General features: G+C 46.4%; 27 protein-coding genes and 3 pseudogenes. 11 read left to right on the top strand and 19 right to left on the bottom strand.

Annotated elements, in window-relative coordinates:
- Positions 1 to 45 precede the first annotated feature (45 nt).
- A complete protein-coding gene (locus FN082_RS19285) occupies positions 46 to 498 on the bottom strand; it encodes a transcriptional regulator (RefSeq protein ID WP_047643564.1) in 453 nt (150 codons plus the stop codon).
- A 167-nt stretch (positions 499 to 665) separates the two neighbouring features.
- Here FN082_RS19285 and FN082_RS19280 point away from each other — a divergent pair, with 167 nt between their 5' ends.
- The 5 genes and pseudogenes from FN082_RS19280 to FN082_RS19260 all read left to right on the top strand — a co-directional run.
- Positions 666 to 1,718 (top strand): phage/plasmid replication protein, II/X family, encoded by a 1,053-nt coding sequence (locus tag FN082_RS19280; RefSeq protein WP_142982160.1) that lies wholly within the window; start codon positions 666 to 668, stop codon positions 1,716 to 1,718.
- Between the two features lie 11 nt (positions 1,719 to 1,729).
- Positions 1,730 to 2,047: a DNA-binding protein gene (locus FN082_RS19275; RefSeq protein ID WP_047643566.1), complete on the top strand. Its 318-nt coding sequence runs from the start codon at positions 1,730 to 1,732 to the stop codon at positions 2,045 to 2,047.
- A 2-nt stretch (positions 2,048 to 2,049) separates the two neighbouring features.
- Positions 2,050 to 2,301, top strand: a complete 252-nt coding sequence (locus FN082_RS19270) for a hypothetical protein (RefSeq protein ID WP_142982159.1) — start codon at positions 2,050 to 2,052, stop codon at positions 2,299 to 2,301.
- A gap of 34 nt (positions 2,302 to 2,335) precedes the next feature.
- On the top strand, positions 2,336 to 2,569 hold the full coding sequence (locus FN082_RS19265) for a hypothetical protein (protein ID WP_050009898.1): 234 nt from the start codon (positions 2,336 to 2,338) through the stop codon (positions 2,567 to 2,569).
- Between the two features lie 214 nt (positions 2,570 to 2,783).
- Positions 2,784 to 3,806 (top strand): annotated as a pseudogene (locus FN082_RS19260) (hypothetical protein); the annotation flags it as partial.
- Positions 3,807 to 3,871: 65 nt separating this feature from the next.
- Here FN082_RS19260 and FN082_RS19255 read toward each other — a convergent pair.
- A complete protein-coding gene (locus FN082_RS19255) occupies positions 3,872 to 4,324 on the bottom strand; it encodes a transcriptional regulator (RefSeq protein WP_047643564.1) in 453 nt (150 codons plus the stop codon).
- 167 nt (positions 4,325 to 4,491) lie between these two features.
- Between FN082_RS19255 and FN082_RS19250 the strand changes: the two genes are divergently transcribed.
- The 6 genes and pseudogenes from FN082_RS19250 (at position 4,492) to FN082_RS19225 (ending at position 7,128) form a co-directional block, all read left to right on the top strand.
- Positions 4,492 to 5,544 carry a phage/plasmid replication protein, II/X family gene (locus FN082_RS19250; RefSeq protein ID WP_142982160.1) on the top strand — a complete coding sequence of 351 codons (1,053 nt, stop codon included), beginning with the start codon at positions 4,492 to 4,494 and terminating at the stop codon, positions 5,542 to 5,544.
- An 11-nt stretch (positions 5,545 to 5,555) separates the two neighbouring features.
- Positions 5,556 to 5,873, top strand: a complete 318-nt coding sequence (locus FN082_RS19245) for a DNA-binding protein (RefSeq protein WP_047643566.1) — start codon at positions 5,556 to 5,558, stop codon at positions 5,871 to 5,873.
- A 2-nt stretch (positions 5,874 to 5,875) separates the two neighbouring features.
- Positions 5,876 to 6,127: a hypothetical protein gene (locus tag FN082_RS19240; RefSeq protein ID WP_142982159.1), complete on the top strand. Its 252-nt coding sequence runs from the start codon at positions 5,876 to 5,878 to the stop codon at positions 6,125 to 6,127.
- 34 nt (positions 6,128 to 6,161) lie between these two features.
- On the top strand, positions 6,162 to 6,401 hold the full coding sequence (locus FN082_RS19235) for a hypothetical protein (protein WP_142982158.1): 240 nt from the start codon (positions 6,162 to 6,164) through the stop codon (positions 6,399 to 6,401).
- Positions 6,382 to 6,582: pseudogene (locus FN082_RS19230) on the top strand (type II secretion system protein GspD); the annotation flags it as partial. The gene FN082_RS19235 and the pseudogene FN082_RS19230, both read left to right, overlap by 20 nt.
- 346 nt (positions 6,583 to 6,928) lie before the next feature.
- Positions 6,929 to 7,128, top strand: a pseudogene (locus tag FN082_RS19225) (hypothetical protein).
- Between the two features lie 360 nt (positions 7,129 to 7,488).
- Here FN082_RS19225 and FN082_RS19220 read toward each other — a convergent pair.
- The 17 genes from FN082_RS19220 to FN082_RS19145 form a co-directional block, all read right to left on the bottom strand.
- Positions 7,489 to 8,022 carry a DUF2514 family protein gene (locus FN082_RS19220; RefSeq protein WP_049091742.1) on the bottom strand — a complete coding sequence of 178 codons (534 nt, stop codon included), beginning with the start codon at positions 8,020 to 8,022 and terminating at the stop codon, positions 7,489 to 7,491.
- Positions 8,019 to 8,519: a lysozyme gene (locus FN082_RS19215; RefSeq protein WP_049091773.1), complete on the bottom strand. Its 501-nt coding sequence runs from the start codon at positions 8,517 to 8,519 to the stop codon at positions 8,019 to 8,021. The genes FN082_RS19220 and FN082_RS19215 overlap by 4 nt, the downstream gene beginning before the upstream one ends.
- A 19-nt stretch (positions 8,520 to 8,538) precedes the next feature.
- The gene (locus tag FN082_RS19210) at positions 8,539 to 8,817 is read right to left on the bottom strand and encodes an HP1 family phage holin (RefSeq protein ID WP_077265743.1); all 279 of its coding nucleotides are present in this window, start codon (positions 8,815 to 8,817) and stop codon (positions 8,539 to 8,541) included.
- Positions 8,818 to 9,156 carry a phage baseplate plug family protein gene (locus FN082_RS19205; protein ID WP_032749056.1) on the bottom strand — a complete coding sequence of 113 codons (339 nt, stop codon included), beginning with the start codon at positions 9,154 to 9,156 and terminating at the stop codon, positions 8,818 to 8,820.
- Positions 9,157 to 9,753: a phage baseplate protein gene (locus tag FN082_RS19200; RefSeq protein WP_142982157.1), complete on the bottom strand. Its 597-nt coding sequence runs from the start codon at positions 9,751 to 9,753 to the stop codon at positions 9,157 to 9,159. It lies immediately after the preceding gene.
- Positions 9,754 to 9,834: 81 nt separating this feature from the next.
- The gene (locus FN082_RS19195) at positions 9,835 to 10,101 is read right to left on the bottom strand and encodes a DUF4282 domain-containing protein (protein WP_016808969.1); all 267 of its coding nucleotides are present in this window, start codon (positions 10,099 to 10,101) and stop codon (positions 9,835 to 9,837) included.
- A 10-nt stretch (positions 10,102 to 10,111) separates the two neighbouring features.
- Positions 10,112 to 11,998 carry a tape measure protein gene (locus FN082_RS19190; protein ID WP_142982156.1) on the bottom strand — a complete coding sequence of 629 codons (1,887 nt, stop codon included), beginning with the start codon at positions 11,996 to 11,998 and terminating at the stop codon, positions 10,112 to 10,114.
- Between the two features lie 127 nt (positions 11,999 to 12,125).
- Entirely contained in the window at positions 12,126 to 12,611 is a 486-nt protein-coding gene (locus FN082_RS19185; RefSeq protein ID WP_142982155.1) for a phage tail assembly chaperone, read from the bottom strand.
- Positions 12,611 to 13,033 carry a phage protein gene (locus FN082_RS19180; protein WP_016808972.1) on the bottom strand — a complete coding sequence of 141 codons (423 nt, stop codon included), beginning with the start codon at positions 13,031 to 13,033 and terminating at the stop codon, positions 12,611 to 12,613. Before FN082_RS19180 ends, FN082_RS19185 begins: the two co-directional genes overlap by 1 nt.
- A 2-nt stretch (positions 13,034 to 13,035) precedes the next feature.
- Complete coding sequence (locus tag FN082_RS19175) at positions 13,036 to 14,394, bottom strand: DUF3383 family protein (RefSeq protein ID WP_142982154.1); 1,359 nt, start codon at positions 14,392 to 14,394, stop codon at positions 13,036 to 13,038.
- The gene (locus FN082_RS19170) at positions 14,395 to 15,180 is read right to left on the bottom strand and encodes a phage neck terminator protein (RefSeq protein ID WP_142982153.1); all 786 of its coding nucleotides are present in this window, start codon (positions 15,178 to 15,180) and stop codon (positions 14,395 to 14,397) included.
- Positions 15,180 to 15,533 carry a hypothetical protein gene (locus FN082_RS19165; protein ID WP_117102717.1) on the bottom strand — a complete coding sequence of 118 codons (354 nt, stop codon included), beginning with the start codon at positions 15,531 to 15,533 and terminating at the stop codon, positions 15,180 to 15,182. The genes FN082_RS19170 and FN082_RS19165 overlap by 1 nt, the downstream gene beginning before the upstream one ends.
- Complete coding sequence (locus tag FN082_RS19160; protein ID WP_064353248.1) at positions 15,530 to 16,003, bottom strand: hypothetical protein; 474 nt, start codon at positions 16,001 to 16,003, stop codon at positions 15,530 to 15,532. Before FN082_RS19160 ends, FN082_RS19165 begins: the two co-directional genes overlap by 4 nt.
- Positions 16,004 to 16,124: 121 nt before the next feature.
- A complete protein-coding gene (locus FN082_RS19155) occupies positions 16,125 to 16,484 on the bottom strand; it encodes a DUF4054 domain-containing protein (RefSeq protein ID WP_049091756.1) in 360 nt (119 codons plus the stop codon).
- 9 nt (positions 16,485 to 16,493) lie between these two features.
- Complete coding sequence (locus tag FN082_RS30345) at positions 16,494 to 16,616, bottom strand: hypothetical protein (RefSeq protein WP_268887526.1); 123 nt, start codon at positions 16,614 to 16,616, stop codon at positions 16,494 to 16,496.
- A gap of 9 nt (positions 16,617 to 16,625) precedes the next feature.
- Entirely contained in the window at positions 16,626 to 16,880 is a 255-nt protein-coding gene (locus tag FN082_RS19150) for a hypothetical protein (RefSeq protein WP_088296224.1), read from the bottom strand.
- Between the two features lie 3 nt (positions 16,881 to 16,883).
- Entirely contained in the window at positions 16,884 to 17,822 is a 939-nt protein-coding gene (locus FN082_RS19145; RefSeq protein WP_049091758.1) for a major capsid family protein, read from the bottom strand.
- Between the last annotated feature and the right edge of the window lie 13 nt (positions 17,823 to 17,835).

Raw genomic sequence — 17,835 nt, 5'->3', positions numbered from 1 at the left:
ACGTGCAGTGTTGGTAATACTGCACGTTTGTCTCATTCCTGAGACTCAGCCTTTCTTCTTCCCGAAAAGCTCATCCCATTTTCTTGATGTTGTTGCTGTTTGCAGGGCGCTCGAAACCCTCCCCAAACAAAGGATGTCCTCATCATCAAGGGTGCGAAGATTGTAGATGATGAAGTGAGCCGCCTGAGCCGCATCTTTACTTCTCGTCTCAAAGAAGCGCTTGCTGGAATCGTAGATATCGCTGCTACTGGAGCCAAAAATCAGTTCAAATATGTCTGTCTGAGTGATTTCAGCAATTTTTTCCAGCTCACTGATTTTCGCATCCCTCTGTGCGTTTGCGATCCGTTTCAGTGTGCCAATGTTGATGCCAGACAGTTCTTCCATTCTTTCGTATGTGAACTTGCCCAGGATCGCTTTTTTTATCCTTTCGGCCCGCTGTAAGTCTATGTCTTCTGCCATTTCTTCCGGGTAGCCATTGCTATTGAAGTTGTTGCTCATTCTATCTCCTACTTTTTTGACTCATTTCAAAAGAACAAATATGTCACTTATCCAGTACAAAATCACTTGAGAGGTGAGATCTTGGGTGGTACATTTATGTGACTGAATTGGTACTAATAAGCTCTTGACAGGCTTTCTGGTCACAAAATTGTTCTCTGAGGCGATACATGATTGACTGGTTTACCGGGATCCTACCTTGCACACACCGACCGTTACCGGCTGGTAGTGTCGTCAGCGTTGATGCTGACGGTGCAGTGGAGTGGGAAACAGTAAAACGGTTGACCGTTCGCGGTTCGTATGAATCCACAATGAAAGTAAGATCTGTTGGATCTGATGGCGAAGGTCGGGCAACACATCTCTATATTGACGGCAATCCATCAAAGTTTTTGCAAGGTCACTCTGTTATCGGTTCCGACGATTTGCAAGGGTTGGTATTAACAGCTTACGCCAGAATATTGGCATTACTGCATATTCCTCACGATCTTCCATCCTATCGACAGGTAATGGCAGGGCAATTTAAGATCTCGCGCATCGATATCAACTACATGTATTCATTGTCAACATTAGAAAATGTCCGCGCATGGTTATATGCCGCAGAATTTAAAGCGAAAACTCGCCACGGTCGCGCCTGTGGTAAAGGTGGCACTGTTTATTTAGGAAAAAACTCCCGTCGTTGGAGTTTGAAATTTTATTCAAAATATGATGAACACACATCTGGTAAAAAAGGGCACCAGATGGCAGACGAATTCGTTAAAGCTGGTTTACTGGATTGGTCAAAAGATAAATTACGTATTGAATTAACGTTAAGAACAACTGAATTAATTGATTTAAATCTTACGCTTGGTAATAGCTGGAATATTGAGGCGCCCAATAAATTATTCTCTGACTATGTAGGGAGAATAGAAATGAATCAAAATACTATATTAACTGATGAAAAAATAATTAATCTCCCAAGAAAAATACAGTCTACATATTTGTTGTGGAAGCAGGGCGCGAACATGAAAGAAATGTTACCGAAACCTACATTCTACCGACACCGTAAAGAATTACTTTCTTTCGGAATAGATATTAACTTTTATTGTGAGTCACCGGATTCTAATAACGTTGTTCCGTTGGTTCGTACTCTTGAAGCCAAACCAGCCAAAATTCCATCATGGGTTTATGAGAAAGGTTTAATTTTCGATTATAACCGTATTTCACATGCCAGTAACTGGCATTAAAGGAGAGTGATATGTCTAATTATGGTCTTTTTGTAAAAGGTAAAATGCTTGGTGCTCGCCAGCGCAATAAAGTCAATGGTCAGGGATACTATAATGAAATTGGTATTGGCTTAGAGATCCCTGATGGTTTTGGCGGCACTAAGCAAGACCAGATTATTATTCGTGTATCTCAGGCTCTTGTTAATGCCGGTGTAATGAATCAGGCAAATAATTTTATCGGTAAGTTAGTCCAGATACCCGTATATGTTCGCGTCTGGTCAATGGAGGGTAGGGAAGGAGTAACTTATAACATTTCATCAGATGGCGGTATTACTGAAATAAAAGGCTGATTATGGATACATCAGGGTTCGATATTCAGTTTGATAATCATATTCCTGAAAATGGTTACCGTATTGAAGGTTATTTATGTAATGCGAACAATGCAAAAGAATGTCAGGCAATAATGGTACGTTCTGAACCATTTCATCAAATTGATTATTTTGCAATGGGAAATTACTGGACATTAGGTTTTGGCTCTGTCCTGCTGCTCTGGCTTTTTTCTGTAGGTGTGGGACAGGTAATAAAGATGGTTCGTACTGCTTGAATGCGAACCTTTAACATGTAATGGAGATAGAGTTATGTTTAAAAAAATCGTTAGTTTTCTGGCTGTACCTGCATTAATGGCTGTTTCTGGCGCGACTTTCGCCGCAGAAGGAGCGGCATCAGGTGGTGTTGATTTATCGCCGCTGACGAACAGCATTGATTTCAGTACAGTTCTGGTTGCGATTATGGCCGTTGCTGCTTCACTGGTAACACTTTATGCCGGTGTTGCTGGCGTTCGCTGGGTATTGCGTACCGTTAAATCCGCATAAATTCATTATTCATGGGCGATTCAATATCGCCCGTTTTACTTGAGGTTATTATGGAGATTGAATTATGGAAATTGGGTTCCCTTTTATGGGGGATCGTCTCAGCTTATGTCGTTATTCTTGGGCTAAGAGGCTGACGGTTTATTTCTTTATTTTTTCCTTTCTCTGGGTTTCCTTTCCCCGATATTCATATTCATTTGTACCAGCAATTGCAGCAGTGGCTGCGCGGGCTGTTATTCCTAAAGTCGTTGGCCGGGTGCTTGTTCGTCGCTTTGCTGCTAATGATGCGATTTATACGGCATCACAGCTTACAGCAACACGTGTTTTTGTTGGCCGCGCTGCGGCTAATGCTGCCGAATACTTACCTGCTGCCTCATCATACAAAATGAGCGGTGTTGCGACGTGGGCGGGTATTGCTGCTGCTGTATCATCTTTTGTTCCGTCTTCTTTGAGTTCATCTGACGGCTCGGTAATGGTAATGACTAACGGTAAAAAGATCTCCGATAATTTATATGAAGTAACGTACAGTGGTCAAAGTGGTGAAAACAAGACGATTACCGTTAATTTTGAACCACAGGAATTAAGCCCGGTAATCCTTCATGTTAGTCGCAATAATGTGGATGCGGGTTCTCCAGTCGTAGGTGTTGAAACAGGATATACCACACCAGAGAATGCGCTTTATTATTATCAGGATTCGAAAGAATTGATTTATTACTATGGTGATAATCCAACCGAAATCGCCAGAAATTATCTTAATGACTATAACTCACGTACCTATACCGAAACACTAACGAATTTTGAACGCACTGTAACGAATAAAGTAGTAAACAGTAATGGGGATGTTTCCTTTACTGAACAGGATTATAAGTTTACTTATCCATCCTCATTTTATGAAATACCTGAGATTACACAACTGTACAGCAACCCGGCTGCATCTTCATTTCCCGCGGATATTCCCATGTATGAAAATGTAGCAGGGCTTCCCATGTATTACAGCGTTGCTTATTTAACAGCAGGCAAGCAATATCAGTATCACAACACACCTTGTAAAACGACTAATCAGTCAAATGGTGGGTATTCGACAATTTGCGCCGTACCTGAAAAAGAAGATTACACCGTAAAAGATATTAATGAAAAGAGTGAGCTTACTATCTGGACTAATACAAAATATAAAGCTATGACGGAAGTACTGGAGGCCGGAAATATTGAGTCCATGATTGATTATCTGGAGTATCTTGATTTCTCTTATTTACAGTGAGGTGCTTAAAGTCCCGTAATACTGCACGTTTGTCTCATTCCTGAGACTCAGCCTTTCTTCTTCCCGAAAAGCTCATCCCATTTTCTTGATGTTGTTGCTGTTTGCAGGGCGCTCGAAACCCTCCCCAAACAAAGGATGTCCTCATCATCAAGGGTGCGAAGATTGTAGATGATGAAGTGAGCCGCCTGAGCCGCATCTTTACTTCTCGTCTCAAAGAAGCGCTTGCTGGAATCGTAGATATCGCTGCTACTGGAGCCAAAAATCAGTTCAAATATGTCTGTCTGAGTGATTTCAGCAATTTTTTCCAGCTCACTGATTTTCGCATCCCTCTGTGCGTTTGCGATCCGTTTCAGTGTGCCAATGTTGATGCCAGACAGTTCTTCCATTCTTTCGTATGTGAACTTGCCCAGGATCGCTTTTTTTATCCTTTCGGCCCGCTGTAAGTCTATGTCTTCTGCCATTTCTTCCGGGTAGCCATTGCTATTGAAGTTGTTGCTCATTCTATCTCCTACTTTTTTGACTCATTTCAAAAGAACAAATATGTCACTTATCCAGTACAAAATCACTTGAGAGGTGAGATCTTGGGTGGTACATTTATGTGACTGAATTGGTACTAATAAGCTCTTGACAGGCTTTCTGGTCACAAAATTGTTCTCTGAGGCGATACATGATTGACTGGTTTACCGGGATCCTACCTTGCACACACCGACCGTTACCGGCTGGTAGTGTCGTCAGCGTTGATGCTGACGGTGCAGTGGAGTGGGAAACAGTAAAACGGTTGACCGTTCGCGGTTCGTATGAATCCACAATGAAAGTAAGATCTGTTGGATCTGATGGCGAAGGTCGGGCAACACATCTCTATATTGACGGCAATCCATCAAAGTTTTTGCAAGGTCACTCTGTTATCGGTTCCGACGATTTGCAAGGGTTGGTATTAACAGCTTACGCCAGAATATTGGCATTACTGCATATTCCTCACGATCTTCCATCCTATCGACAGGTAATGGCAGGGCAATTTAAGATCTCGCGCATCGATATCAACTACATGTATTCATTGTCAACATTAGAAAATGTCCGCGCATGGTTATATGCCGCAGAATTTAAAGCGAAAACTCGCCACGGTCGCGCCTGTGGTAAAGGTGGCACTGTTTATTTAGGAAAAAACTCCCGTCGTTGGAGTTTGAAATTTTATTCAAAATATGATGAACACACATCTGGTAAAAAAGGGCACCAGATGGCAGACGAATTCGTTAAAGCTGGTTTACTGGATTGGTCAAAAGATAAATTACGTATTGAATTAACGTTAAGAACAACTGAATTAATTGATTTAAATCTTACGCTTGGTAATAGCTGGAATATTGAGGCGCCCAATAAATTATTCTCTGACTATGTAGGGAGAATAGAAATGAATCAAAATACTATATTAACTGATGAAAAAATAATTAATCTCCCAAGAAAAATACAGTCTACATATTTGTTGTGGAAGCAGGGCGCGAACATGAAAGAAATGTTACCGAAACCTACATTCTACCGACACCGTAAAGAATTACTTTCTTTCGGAATAGATATTAACTTTTATTGTGAGTCACCGGATTCTAATAACGTTGTTCCGTTGGTTCGTACTCTTGAAGCCAAACCAGCCAAAATTCCATCATGGGTTTATGAGAAAGGTTTAATTTTCGATTATAACCGTATTTCACATGCCAGTAACTGGCATTAAAGGAGAGTGATATGTCTAATTATGGTCTTTTTGTAAAAGGTAAAATGCTTGGTGCTCGCCAGCGCAATAAAGTCAATGGTCAGGGATACTATAATGAAATTGGTATTGGCTTAGAGATCCCTGATGGTTTTGGCGGCACTAAGCAAGACCAGATTATTATTCGTGTATCTCAGGCTCTTGTTAATGCCGGTGTAATGAATCAGGCAAATAATTTTATCGGTAAGTTAGTCCAGATACCCGTATATGTTCGCGTCTGGTCAATGGAGGGTAGGGAAGGAGTAACTTATAACATTTCATCAGATGGCGGTATTACTGAAATAAAAGGCTGATTATGGATACATCAGGGTTCGATATTCAGTTTGATAATCATATTCCTGAAAATGGTTACCGTATTGAAGGTTATTTATGTAATGCGAACAATGCAAAAGAATGTCAGGCAATAATGGTACGTTCTGAACCATTTCATCAAATTGATTATTTTGCAATGGGAAATTACTGGACATTAGGTTTTGGCTCTGTCCTGCTGCTCTGGCTTTTTTCTGTAGGTGTGGGACAGGTAATAAAGATGGTTCGTACTGCTTGAATGCGAACCTTTAACATGTAATGGAGATAGAGTTATGTTTAAAAAAATCGTTAGTTTTCTGGCTGTACCTGCATTAATGGCTGTTTCTGGCGCGACTTTCGCCGCAGAAGGAGCGGCATCAGGTGGTGTTGATTTATCGCCGCTGACGAACAGCATTGATTTCAGTACAGTTCTGGTTGCGATTATGGCCGTTGCTGCTTCACTGGTAACACTTTATGCCGGTGTTGCTGGCGTTCGCTGGGTATTGCGTACCGTTAAATCCGCATATTGTTAATGATGAACGAATGATTACATTCAGGTTAACACCTGATATTGATGAACGGGAATTTGTAACCCGTTATCTTGGTAACATGAACATTCGAATATGGACGAAAAAGGGTGTTGATTTTATCGCGCCCTATACGCCGAAAGAGCCGGTTAAGCCGCGTTATACATGGACTTATACGCCTCAGTTTGATAAATCGCCGTCCTGGTATCGCAATATGATGATGACCAGGCCTGAGCGCCGTGAAGTCAGAAGGCTTCTCAACCAGGTAATGCGTGGTCATGATGCTGACGGCATTGCTTTTCCGGTCAGTCATCGTCCGTTTGTTTATTGGTGGTGAATTTCGTACGCACGAAATTTCACGCATAAACACCAGACAAAAAATCGTTAACTGTCTGTTTTGAAAGATAACTCCGGTCAGTGACAAAACTTGTTTTGTTGCTGTCCGGGGTTGGCCAAGCCGTACAGTTTCCATTTTCAGCGTTATGGCTGATTCGGCGCGGCAGCATTTATCGGGGCTTATCATGGAAAAATTCATGACGCATCAGGAGCTGAAAGTGATGCTTCTCAAAGATCCAGAATTCCGGGCTGCTTATGAAGCTGAGAGTCAGAACCCACAATCCGGTTACCAGATTATCCGGCATCATGGTGATGGCACTGAAGAAGTGGTGTTTGATTCTCGTGTGTCAGGTACAGATTTACCAACTGCAACTGGATGAACAGGCCTGATTGGTGAGGTCAGGCCGTTCACTTACTGCTGATAGACATTTGATTCTGATTCGTTTGGAGAAACGGATGATTTTGAATCACTGTCGATAGTAGCCAGTTGACGGCCAGTGTCAACGATTCCCGCCAGATTCTGCCATCCTTACCATTGGTGCGCATAATGTATATTATGTTAAATTGCAGACCAAAACGAGTAAACCGCTTGTTATGCGCGTTAATCTCAGAAAACCCTTGTTCTCCGTGTCTTAAAGCGTATCCGTAGTCAGTTTAAAAATCAACTACAAACAAGCAATCTACATCACATCCCCGCCCTTTTCATTCAACCATCCAAATTATCAATCACATACGGGCATTAATTGATCCGTTTCGATCACTCAACAGATCGCGTTACCGCGTCATATGTGCGTTCGCAGACGCTCCCGGCGCTTGCTGCTGCATCAGCATACTTAGCGATTTCTCCCGCGCGACGGTCTGATTCTTCGTACAGGTCGGCAAGCAAACTTGCGGTTTCGGCGGCTGTCTGCCTTCTGGCGGCATTTGCGGAAATCCGGCCGGTTTCACTGGTTGCGAGTTCACGCCTGATTTTGGCGAGTTGCCCGCGCAACTGGTCAGCAACATTATCAGCGTCAGCAGCTTCAGCCAGTGCCTTTTGTTTTTCCCGCTCTGCATCATTTACAATTTCCTCTGTTTTCTTCTTACGCCTGATTTCTTCTTCACGCTGCGCTTGTTCCTGTCTCAACTGCGCGCCCTTATCGGCCTTGTCGCGCTCCGACCACTTCAGTTTCCATTCTTTATCGTTATCCTTTTTCCCGGCCTCAAAAGCTGATTCATGGATGACATAACCAGCGCCACCTAATGACGACGCTATAATCAGGCCAATTAACACGGCATATTTTGTTTTCATTTGTCCATGCCCCAGCAAGTTAACTCTGATTCCTGGTCTCTGCGGATAACCTGACCATAGCAATTATTCTCCCGGATGCGACAATCACGTCCGGCATCCCATACCCAGCGCTTAATTTGCGCACAAGCGCCTTTAAAGTTTCCCGCGTTCAGGTCACGATAAAAACCAGATGGAAAACATTTACCGGGGCCAATATTCCACGGACAAAATGAAGCAATTCCAACTTTTTGCGGCTCCGTTAATTGTACTTTGACATTTCTATCCACCCATGCCAGCGCCTTAGCTTGTTCAGCTTTGTCTATTTTATCGCACTGTGCTCGCGTTAATTTCATGCCTTTGATTACCGGCTTGCCGTCAACGTAAGTCACACCGCCGCAAATAGTCCATATACCCCGGCTTTTGTCCTGATAGGCCGTCAGGCTGGTTCCTTCTTTTTCGTGTTGAAACTGCGCCATCAATACCGGAGCGCTTGCCCCGGCAGCAATCAAACCCAGCATAACGGCACTTAATTTGCTCTTATTCCCCACGCGCCCCCCCACTTAAAGCGATTAGGTATTTTTTGCGCTCGTAATACCAGTTAACGAGGCATGTCACCACTGTGCATAAAATGCCGATAATTACTGCCCATTCATTAAGAGAAAGCACCGCAAGAGCCGCCGTAATAATTCCCACCCTGTATTTAAACCAGTCCCAAAACTTAATCGCACCCAGCGTGAACCCCACCACCAAAGCCAGCAGAACACCCAGCTTTTTAGGCGAAAGTGATTCAATAAATCGCTTCCAGAGTCTCCCCACTTAATCACTCTCCAGTTCGTCGTAAAAGAAAAGGCCAAAGCCTCCATCAAAAGCATTAACGTCTCCAAATTTTTCATTTGGTCTAAGACGAGCAACGCCAATCGCTCCCGCGCCAGCATAGCCCGGCAATTTTCCGCTAAGTCCGTGCCAGACTCCCGGACGCAAGCAAATTTGTGACAGTGTAACCGTCCTGTCTGCGTTAGATATTTCAAGCCACCACAGCTCTGTAGTTGTTGCGAAAAACAGGCGCATATTCAAAACCACGCCGTTCAGTGATGATGTGAATTCCTGGTCTGGGATCGATGCGATAACACCAATCTCGTAGTAAGCAGGTTCCATTTACGCCCCTCCCAACACACGACGCATTTTTTCAAGCGCATAGACTTTTTGCGGCTCTTTGTTCGCGTCTACCGTGGTAGCGCTCTTTTTACCTGCGGACGTTTTCCCCTTCCCTGCCGGATTGGAAGTTTTTGCTTGCGCTGATTTTGTGCGTGAGCGCTGGAATGTCACCGTCTCAACTTTCTGAGCGGTGAGCTTGACGGTATAGCTGTTTTTCTTCGGAACAGCTTCAATTGAAAGTGATGTGATGCGGCATTGAGGCATTGCCATGAAGGATGTATAGACCGATACAAATTCCTTTGTATCGTAAGCTGCCTGAATGGCCTGAGCCTGATTCATGGCAGAAATCATATGCAGCGGCGCAAAAGGTAAATTAGTGCCGGTGATGATTCCCTCAAAACTGGCTACCTTTGGATCGTCAACTTCACCATCTGATATTTTATAGCCCGTCTCAATCTTACCTTGTGCAATGGTTCTTTTTGCCGACACTTCCTCACGTATTTTGAGCCTAAGTGACACCGTCACACCTGATTCGAACACCATGACAGCCCGTTTATCGCCTGGCGCACTAATCGCCGCGTCCATACCTTCAGCCATAAAAACCCCAAAAAAAATCCCCTTCGTAGAGGGGATTTTCACATCTTAGCTGTGTGGGTTACATGCTGTTACCGCTGGCGGTTAATCGCTCTTTTTGGCTTCTGCCGCTTCACAAATTCGGCGTAGATACTCGTTGTTTTTGAATGAAACCATGATTAATTCAAAAATCACCCTTGTAGCCACTAGAGATACAGCAAAACTGATACTCATACCTTCGCTTTGACGCAACCAGCTTAAAATGCTGCCGAGGATGAGAAGCACTGTAACCAACCAGTAAACAACAGTGATTATTTTTGGCGTTATGAGAGTTTCGAAGGTCGCGAAATCCTTAAACTCATTCTTTGGCATTATCTTATCCTTATCTTGCCCCTGTTGACTCCGCGATATTACCACCAATATCACCAGATAGAGTACCCGGCTCATCAATATTATTTACCGTATCAGCGGCCTCTTTTGGACTATTAACAATAATGGTAGTTGTTTTATTTCCACTATTGCTAATGTTTGGTGTGCCTGTAGCCGTTGAAGGAAGGATGCCAAGAGCGCTTTCTATGCCCGGTAAGGGATTGAGGTCAAACATATCACTTAACCCACCCAATGACCTGAATGTATTTGGCAGAGGCGTAAGGTTATAAAGCCCCTTAAAAGCCGTCATCCACGGATTTTCAATAGCATCGGATATAATCCCGTTGCTGCCATTTTGCTTAGTTGCGTTGTCTATACCCGAAGCAGCTTTTCCAGCCAAATCAATAATCGTTCTGAGTGCTGCTATAAGATTTGGGTAACGCCGTTCAAATTCGTCAAAACTGCCAAAAACACTATCAAAAATGGTTCCTCCCTTGCCATCTAACCATGCTTTCCATTCTACAAATGCTTCATAAACTACCCATACAGCAGCACCAATCGCAAGGAAAGGCCATACTGCTGCAATAACTGGAATAGCCAACGCGGTAAATGCCGCCCCAACAGCGCCAAGAATACCTATCAGAATCGCTGACTTGCTTTCATCTGCCAGCGTTGACCAGAACGCGGCAACCTCTTTTTCTGCGCCTCTGGCTAAAGGAATAAGTGTATTTGCGGCCCAATCAGTGAATTTTCTCCACTCTCCGCCGATGGTTGCCTGCGCTAAAAATGCCTGCCAGTCATTTTTCATGACTGTCATTGTCTGGCCCCACGTCCAGCCCTGTTTTTTAAGCAGGTCGGCATTACTCGCCGCCATTTTCTCAAAAGCTTTAATCATAGTTTCCGCCGTCAGCTTCCCGGCCTCTGACATTGCCCGTAGCCCTTTCACATCCGTGCCGAAAGCCTTTGCCACTTCCGGGGCCATTGTACCGATGGCCTCCATGAAGGATCTAAACTCATCCCCGCCGAACCTGTCAGAAGAAAATGCCTGGCCCATCTGGTAAAGCGCTGCGTTTACCGCTTCAGCACTGCCGCCACCTAGCTGTAATGCGCCAACAAGCCCCTGAGTCGCCCGGATTGTTTCCTCCTGAGACTTTCCAAGTTTCTGCGTGGCGGTCGCCATATTGGTATAGGTTGAGATAAACGCCCCGCTGTCGCTTCGAACATCACTCGCGGCCTGATTAAGTGCAAAGAACGCCTCTTTTGCGTCGCCGGTTGTCTGCGTCAACCTCGCAATCTGCGCCTGCTGCCGTTGGATTGAATCAAGGCTGTCAGCCAGTGCATTACCCGCTGCCATAATGCCAACAGTCAGCCCAGCCCCTGCCAGCATAGAATCAACACCAAACGGGTTACGTATCCCGCTCTGTACGGCATCAGCAACTGGTTTCTTCCTGGTATTTAGCGGCTCGCTGGGAAAATTGGACGCGTCGAACGGGTTAAAACCACCAGCACGCGGCGGCGGCAATAGCAGACCTCCGCCACCAGAACCGCCACCGCCCAGAAGAGGAAGGCCAATACCGTTACCCATGCCCTGAACGGCTGCACGTGCGACCTTCTGAGACTCGCGGCGCACAGTCTCCGCCAAAGGTGTACGAGCAATCAAATTCGTGCCTGTAGCGGCTACTGTGGCGATTGCTGCTGTCGCTGCGGCTGTCGGCGCTGTTGATGCGCTGCTAGGCGCGTATGGGCTTGCAGGCTTCAGGTTGTTGACGCGTTTGATAGCGGCGTCAAGCTGGTTAACCTTTGCGATAGCCTTATCAATCGCGGCATCAAAGCTATTGAGCCCGTCAAGGTCAGGAATAACGTCAATTTTAGTTACGAGATCGGCTGACTGGTCTGTCATTTTTTCACCTTACTAAGCGCGTGCTGAACCGCGTTATCAAACTGGATAACGGCGGAGGCTCTCATAATGGAATCAAAGGAGGCGCGGCCTGACACTACATCGCTGTAGCTAATCAGGCCGCTTTCTATCACTCGCCAGATGACGAGTTCTGTGCGGACGGTTCGGTCAAGGTTTTCAGCAAGGCGCTGAACAGTTTCCGCATGGCTCCCTGCATCGTTCCCGCTGTGTCCAGACCAATATTTTTTTTTAACCCTGCTGTAACCGGAAGAATGGAGAGCTTCAGGCACTCCAGCGCCACCAGATAAACATCGGCGATATTGGTCGCGGTGAAATTGGTATTCACTGCGTCCCAGCTATCCAGAAACTCGCCATTATCGACCAGTTGAGCGCGGGATTTTGTCAGTAAGGTAAACAACAGTTCGTCGTGGTCTTCCCGGTTAAGCACACCGAAAATCTTCGACGACATAGAAAGAATACTTTCTACCTGGCTGATACCGTGTTTGGCGAGAATCTCCGCCACGCGCAAATTAAAGTGAATGGCATCAAAAGCGCTCATTCGAATAACGCAGAATTTACGCCCGTTGATTTCAACGTGTTTGATTGAGTCGTCCATCAGGTAATATTCACTCCATTAATGACCGAATCCACCTCGCCAGTAACGAGTTTCCATTCCAGTGTTTGAGCACCAGCGCCATTATTTGCGCCATCAGTAGGCTGACGGGCAAACATCGCGTAACCCATGCGGTGTACCGACAGATTGCGCGTATTGGTTAGCGTGACGGGTACTACAGACTTCGTTTTCTGCATCAGAAAAAGAGCTGTGTTAACCGGGGAATTTCGCTGCGTGACGAAGGTCAAAGACCCTTCTTCAGTCGGATTATCGATAAAAGACCAGTCGCCGCCAATGCCGGAAGAAACGGTAATCTGGTCATCCGTCATTTCGAGCGTGATATTGCTGTCTTTAGCCAGACCAATTACCGGCACAACGCCTACGGTAATCAGCCAGTCTTTAGAGGACATTACGCCTAAATACATAGTTAAATCCCGTAAGTCATTGCTGTGCCAACAGCGTCAACATGCTTAATGGCGTAGCGGAGGTAGAAAGAGAATTTAATGGTGATATCGCCTTTGATACGCTGCACGGCGCTGATTTCTGACATTGTCGGACGCACAACGGTAAACCCACGGACGTAATCGCCGTTATCGTCGGTAAAGTTCTCCATGATGCCGCCAGCAGTCTGGCCCGCCTTCAGCGAGCTTTCCATCTGGTTACAGACCAGTTCATAGCCCGGCATGTCGTGCCCCACTTTGTTGCGGTTGATATGCAGCGTGGCAAGGTCTTTTTGCATCCGGTCAGCCTGCCAGTAGCAGAAACGCACAACTTCAATCGCTTCTCCGTCGCCACACGTGCCGGGGTAAGTTACCGTGATGCCGGAACCATAGTCTTCAAAGGTATTGCCGTTTAGCGCCTTAATTTTCTGGTAATCGGTTTCGGTGAATCCATCACTTTGAACGGCGTTAAGTGTCTTGAGCGCCCACGTTTCTGAGCCCGGTTGCATGACAAGACAACGCCCGGCGATAGCAGCGTCGAGGAAGTTCTTTTCCAGTTTCGTAGAAATGGCAAACGAACCCGCCATATTCTTATCGAAAAGGTATTTCGTAATGTTGTCAGTCGCCCAGGTGGAAGACGTGTAGTCGTCGATAAACACCGCCATTTTATCAATCTGCGATTCGACCCAATCAGCAATAGCTTTTTGAATCGACAGATTCCGCGACGGCGTCATGCACATAAAGAACTTGTTGTACTGGTTTTTGATGGCTGCAATCGCAGCACTAACGCCAGCAGCCAACGCTGTAGAGTCAGCATGGACGACTTCGGCACCTTCCAGATAGACAATGCGACCATCAACCAGAAATTGACCTGTAGTCGTTGCATCAGCAACGATATCAGCCGCTGCGCCAGTGCTCCCGGCCCAAGTAGTACCGTTATAACTGGCGTAGCGATATTCCGTACCTTTCACATAGCCAATGGTGGCCTTTGTGGTTGTCGGTGCGCCGGAAACCGGAACCCCCGTCAGGGCAATCATCGTTTTGCTGTAAGCGGCTGAGAAATCGCCGACAACCAGCGTATCCGGTGACGGACTTTGAGAGAAATACGCCTGAACCGCCAGTAGATTATCGCCGGATACGCCGTCTGAAATGGCATCATCAGCGCTGGTATAGACCCGGTAGAGATCGGCAAAATCCGCGACGGTTGCGGATTCGTAATCTGTAAATTTTTTCCCGAAAAATGCCGCGCCCGGCGCGAGGATTAACCCGACGCCAAACACGCCATATTGAGCGGCGGTAGTTTGACGCCCAATTTTTACACTAAAAAGCCGACTTAAATTCGCCATTTAATAGCCCCTGATAGCGAGAGTGACTTTATCGCACGGTGTGACCGTCGCGCTTTCAATCCAACTCTCTCGTTTGTAATGCTGGTACACAAATGTCAAAGACAGCGTTACCTGTGCCATCTGCTGGTAAACGAGGTTATCAATTAGAGGGGAGCTATTCTCGAAATCGCCCGAGCGGTCAATACAGCAGTTATTTTCGAACTGCCAGAAATCACCTTCAGTCGAATCGACCTGATTCAAAAAGTTTTCCAGAAATGCCTGTGCGTCATCTGATGACCGGATAACGATAATTTTTGCTTCACAGTTGTAGTGATAAACGCGGTAATCGCCATCCCATGACTTTGCGAATGCCTGCGGCTCTCTCGATGACGTGAGAAGATGGACGGCAGTAAACGGATCCTTTGACTCGGGAATTTTCTGTTGTGCGTAAATGGGGCTATCGCCCATCAACTCAATCATTGCCTGTCTTGCCCGTACCATTGCAACGTAGGGAGCACCGCTCAGGATTGTTGGTCTGGCCTGCGTATCGGTCTCTTTGAGTGTGCCAGTCGGGAATTTGACAACATCGCCAACATCCAGCCGGAAATCAGCCGGAATATTGATAGTGGTTTCGCTGCCATTATCCAGCACAACAGAACTGACTACGGACGGATCCCGAAAATTATATGGCGTGAATAAAATATCTTTGCTGTTACCGTTAGCGGTGAATGTCGCCTTTTCTGCGCGATAATCAGAATATGATAATTCCCCGTCAACGGTCATTAATTTGACCGTATAATTAGTCATTATCCCACCAGCGCGAGCGCGTCCCGTTCTTTCATACCAAATAGCAAATATTCATAGTGGTTAATAACGCCGTTTTGCCACTCCTGCCTCTGCACCACTTCGTAATATTTACCCGCACACAGGACTATAGCTCCGTTATGCTCGCCCTCTTCTGTAACCTCTAAATCCGTTTCGCCAATGGCTTCCATGTAATCTTGTGGTTTGCGCCCAGTTAGATACGCCCGAAATGAACCGCCGCCATCAACCGGCTGCATACTGAGGAAAGCGGATTGTTGCTCTGAATATCCCTCGCGTGGCATACCGCCAACTATCTCAATCGGTAATGGACGCCAGTAATTAATTAATCGTCTCATGCAAAAGCCCTGTAATTGACCGTCTGAATAAGCGTACCGCTATGAATAAGCGGCTTTGTTGAACCCTTGCGGGCGATGGTGATATCTGAGTTAGGACGGTAAAGCGCGGAATCAGCGATTGTTTTTCTGGTAATCAAAACAGCCTGCGCACCTATGCGGGCAATAGCCTGTTGCGGAGTAATACGACCTCGTGCAACATCACGCAGAACCTCTTTGTAAGCGTCTGTGCGCATCCAGTCAGCTATTCTGTCTGCCGCAAATCGCATAAACGGACGCTCTGGTATTAACTCCCATCCCATAGCGTTTTTTGTGCCAAAGTTATTCCAGGCTCCATACAGCGCAACATCGACGCCCTGATTCATTTTCCCTCTGTGAATACCAACGGTAAGCTTGACTCCCGCCAGCGCATTCACGCGCTGACGGATAACGCGGTCAAAGCCCTTTGTTTCAAACTTTGCACCTCCACGCATGGATCAAACTCCGTTAAACATTTTCAAATATCAGAATATTTATCTGCAAAATCGCACATCTCCATTTATTTCACTGTGGGCGCCATGGCTGGCCAATCGCACTTTTCAGAATAAAATCCCGTTAAGATGCGTGACCGATAAGGATGCAACCGCCTGTCAAATCCCCCATTGCTTCTAAAAATTCCTGCCCCCACTGCGTACCCTGCCAGCCAGACTTTTGCGCGGCTTCTGTGAATGTCACTGCTACTTTCCCTTCCCGGCGACTTGCAACACCGCGAACACTTGCGCTTATGCCTTCTACTGCTATTGGGGCGAGATTGGCAGCAACATACAGCGCTTTCAGGCGCTCAATGTCGTAACCGTACTCCGCAGCGGCCCGCAGGTCGTAAAGCCGCTCACATTGAGAAGAAAGGGCGCTAATAGCGCCCTCATCAAGTGTTACCCCCGGTAGCAGAATGGCGAGCCAGTCGTTTACCGTCATGCTATGCCCTTACTCGTCGGTTACTACTTTTTCGATTGCTTCAGGGTCGTCACCATTTTCAGCGCAAAACGCCTCAAAAAGTGACCAGTTATCAGCCAAGAAGTCACGAATTCTCATTTTTCCGTATTCCATGCTCCCTCCTTACTCGTCGTCAGAATCGACTACGCCGTCATGCTCTTTATTGAGCTTTTTGGCTTCAGCGGCTGAAACTTCTTTTAATCGACCTTCGTCCAGAAACTGCTTAACGCCGCCGATGGTCAGTGTTGCGCCGTCCACCTCGACCGCTGCCAGCGGAGCGATTGAGATAGTAATAACGGTGCCTTCACTGTTTTTTGCACCGATGTGAATCGGTGCCTGAGTGGTGTTAGTCAGAAAAACTTTATCTTTCTCAGCCATGAGTTAAATCACCTTTGAGGATTTGGCAGCAGCCAGCGGCGCACGGACGATAACGCCAGCAGAGCGCGACAGGCACGGAATAGACAGGTCTAACCCGCTACGCTGAACCGGCAACTGACGGAACAGCACAGGAGTAGCCTGGGCGAAGTGGCGACGATTGTTTGCCAGCGCAATACAGATACCGTCATCATCCAGATCGGAATTTTTGCGGAAAGTTACTTCCGGGTAAGAGCTACGCAGGAATGACAGTACCGTGCCGAGCGTACCACTCAGGCGCAAGCCCTGAATTCGCGCCCACGCCTTAGACGGCATGTGAAATTCATTCACCTCGTAGATTTTCGTGGTGTTTACCGCAGCGATGAGCGCCGAGCAATCGTCGCAAATCTTATCGCCGTCAGAAGTCGCCCAGGCACCTTGTAGCGCCACCAGCGGAATATTCGGATGTTCGATAAAGCCGATAATCTGATATTCCTTGTTGCCGCGCCATAGCAGATTAGAAACGGTGCGCTCATGCGCTTCGCGGGTATTGAGCGCCAGAATGTTATCAAGCGGAGTACCGGACATTGCCGCCGCCATAACATCACTGTAGGTGTAGCCGTAGCCCAGCCCGATATCGTACATCAGCGCGAAGTATTCCCGGCCTTTGGCGCTCATCATTGGCATATCTGTACCGAATGCTGCCATGATTTTAGCCATGCCCTGCGCGGAATACATGCGATAACCCGCCCACTTAGCGCCCTCGTTGATTCCCGGCTCCTGCTGGAACATAGTCAACGCGACAGGCGCGGGCATTTCTTCCATGTAAACATCGTTTGACATGGAAATAAGGTCACGGGCAAAAATTAGCCCTTGCTCGTCAACGTTGATACCCGGCACCGCGCCAGCTACCTGAGCTTCGGTAAAAAGCTGCGCCATAAGCGCGGCTAAATATTTCTCATTCATCTTTTGGGGTTTC

It is taken from the genome of Klebsiella spallanzanii (assembly GCF_902158555.1).
Classification (GTDB): Bacteria; Pseudomonadota; Gammaproteobacteria; order Enterobacterales; family Enterobacteriaceae; genus Klebsiella; species Klebsiella spallanzanii.
The sequence above is the reverse complement of the archived record's forward strand: the minus strand, read 5'-3'. Positions and strand labels throughout refer to the sequence as shown.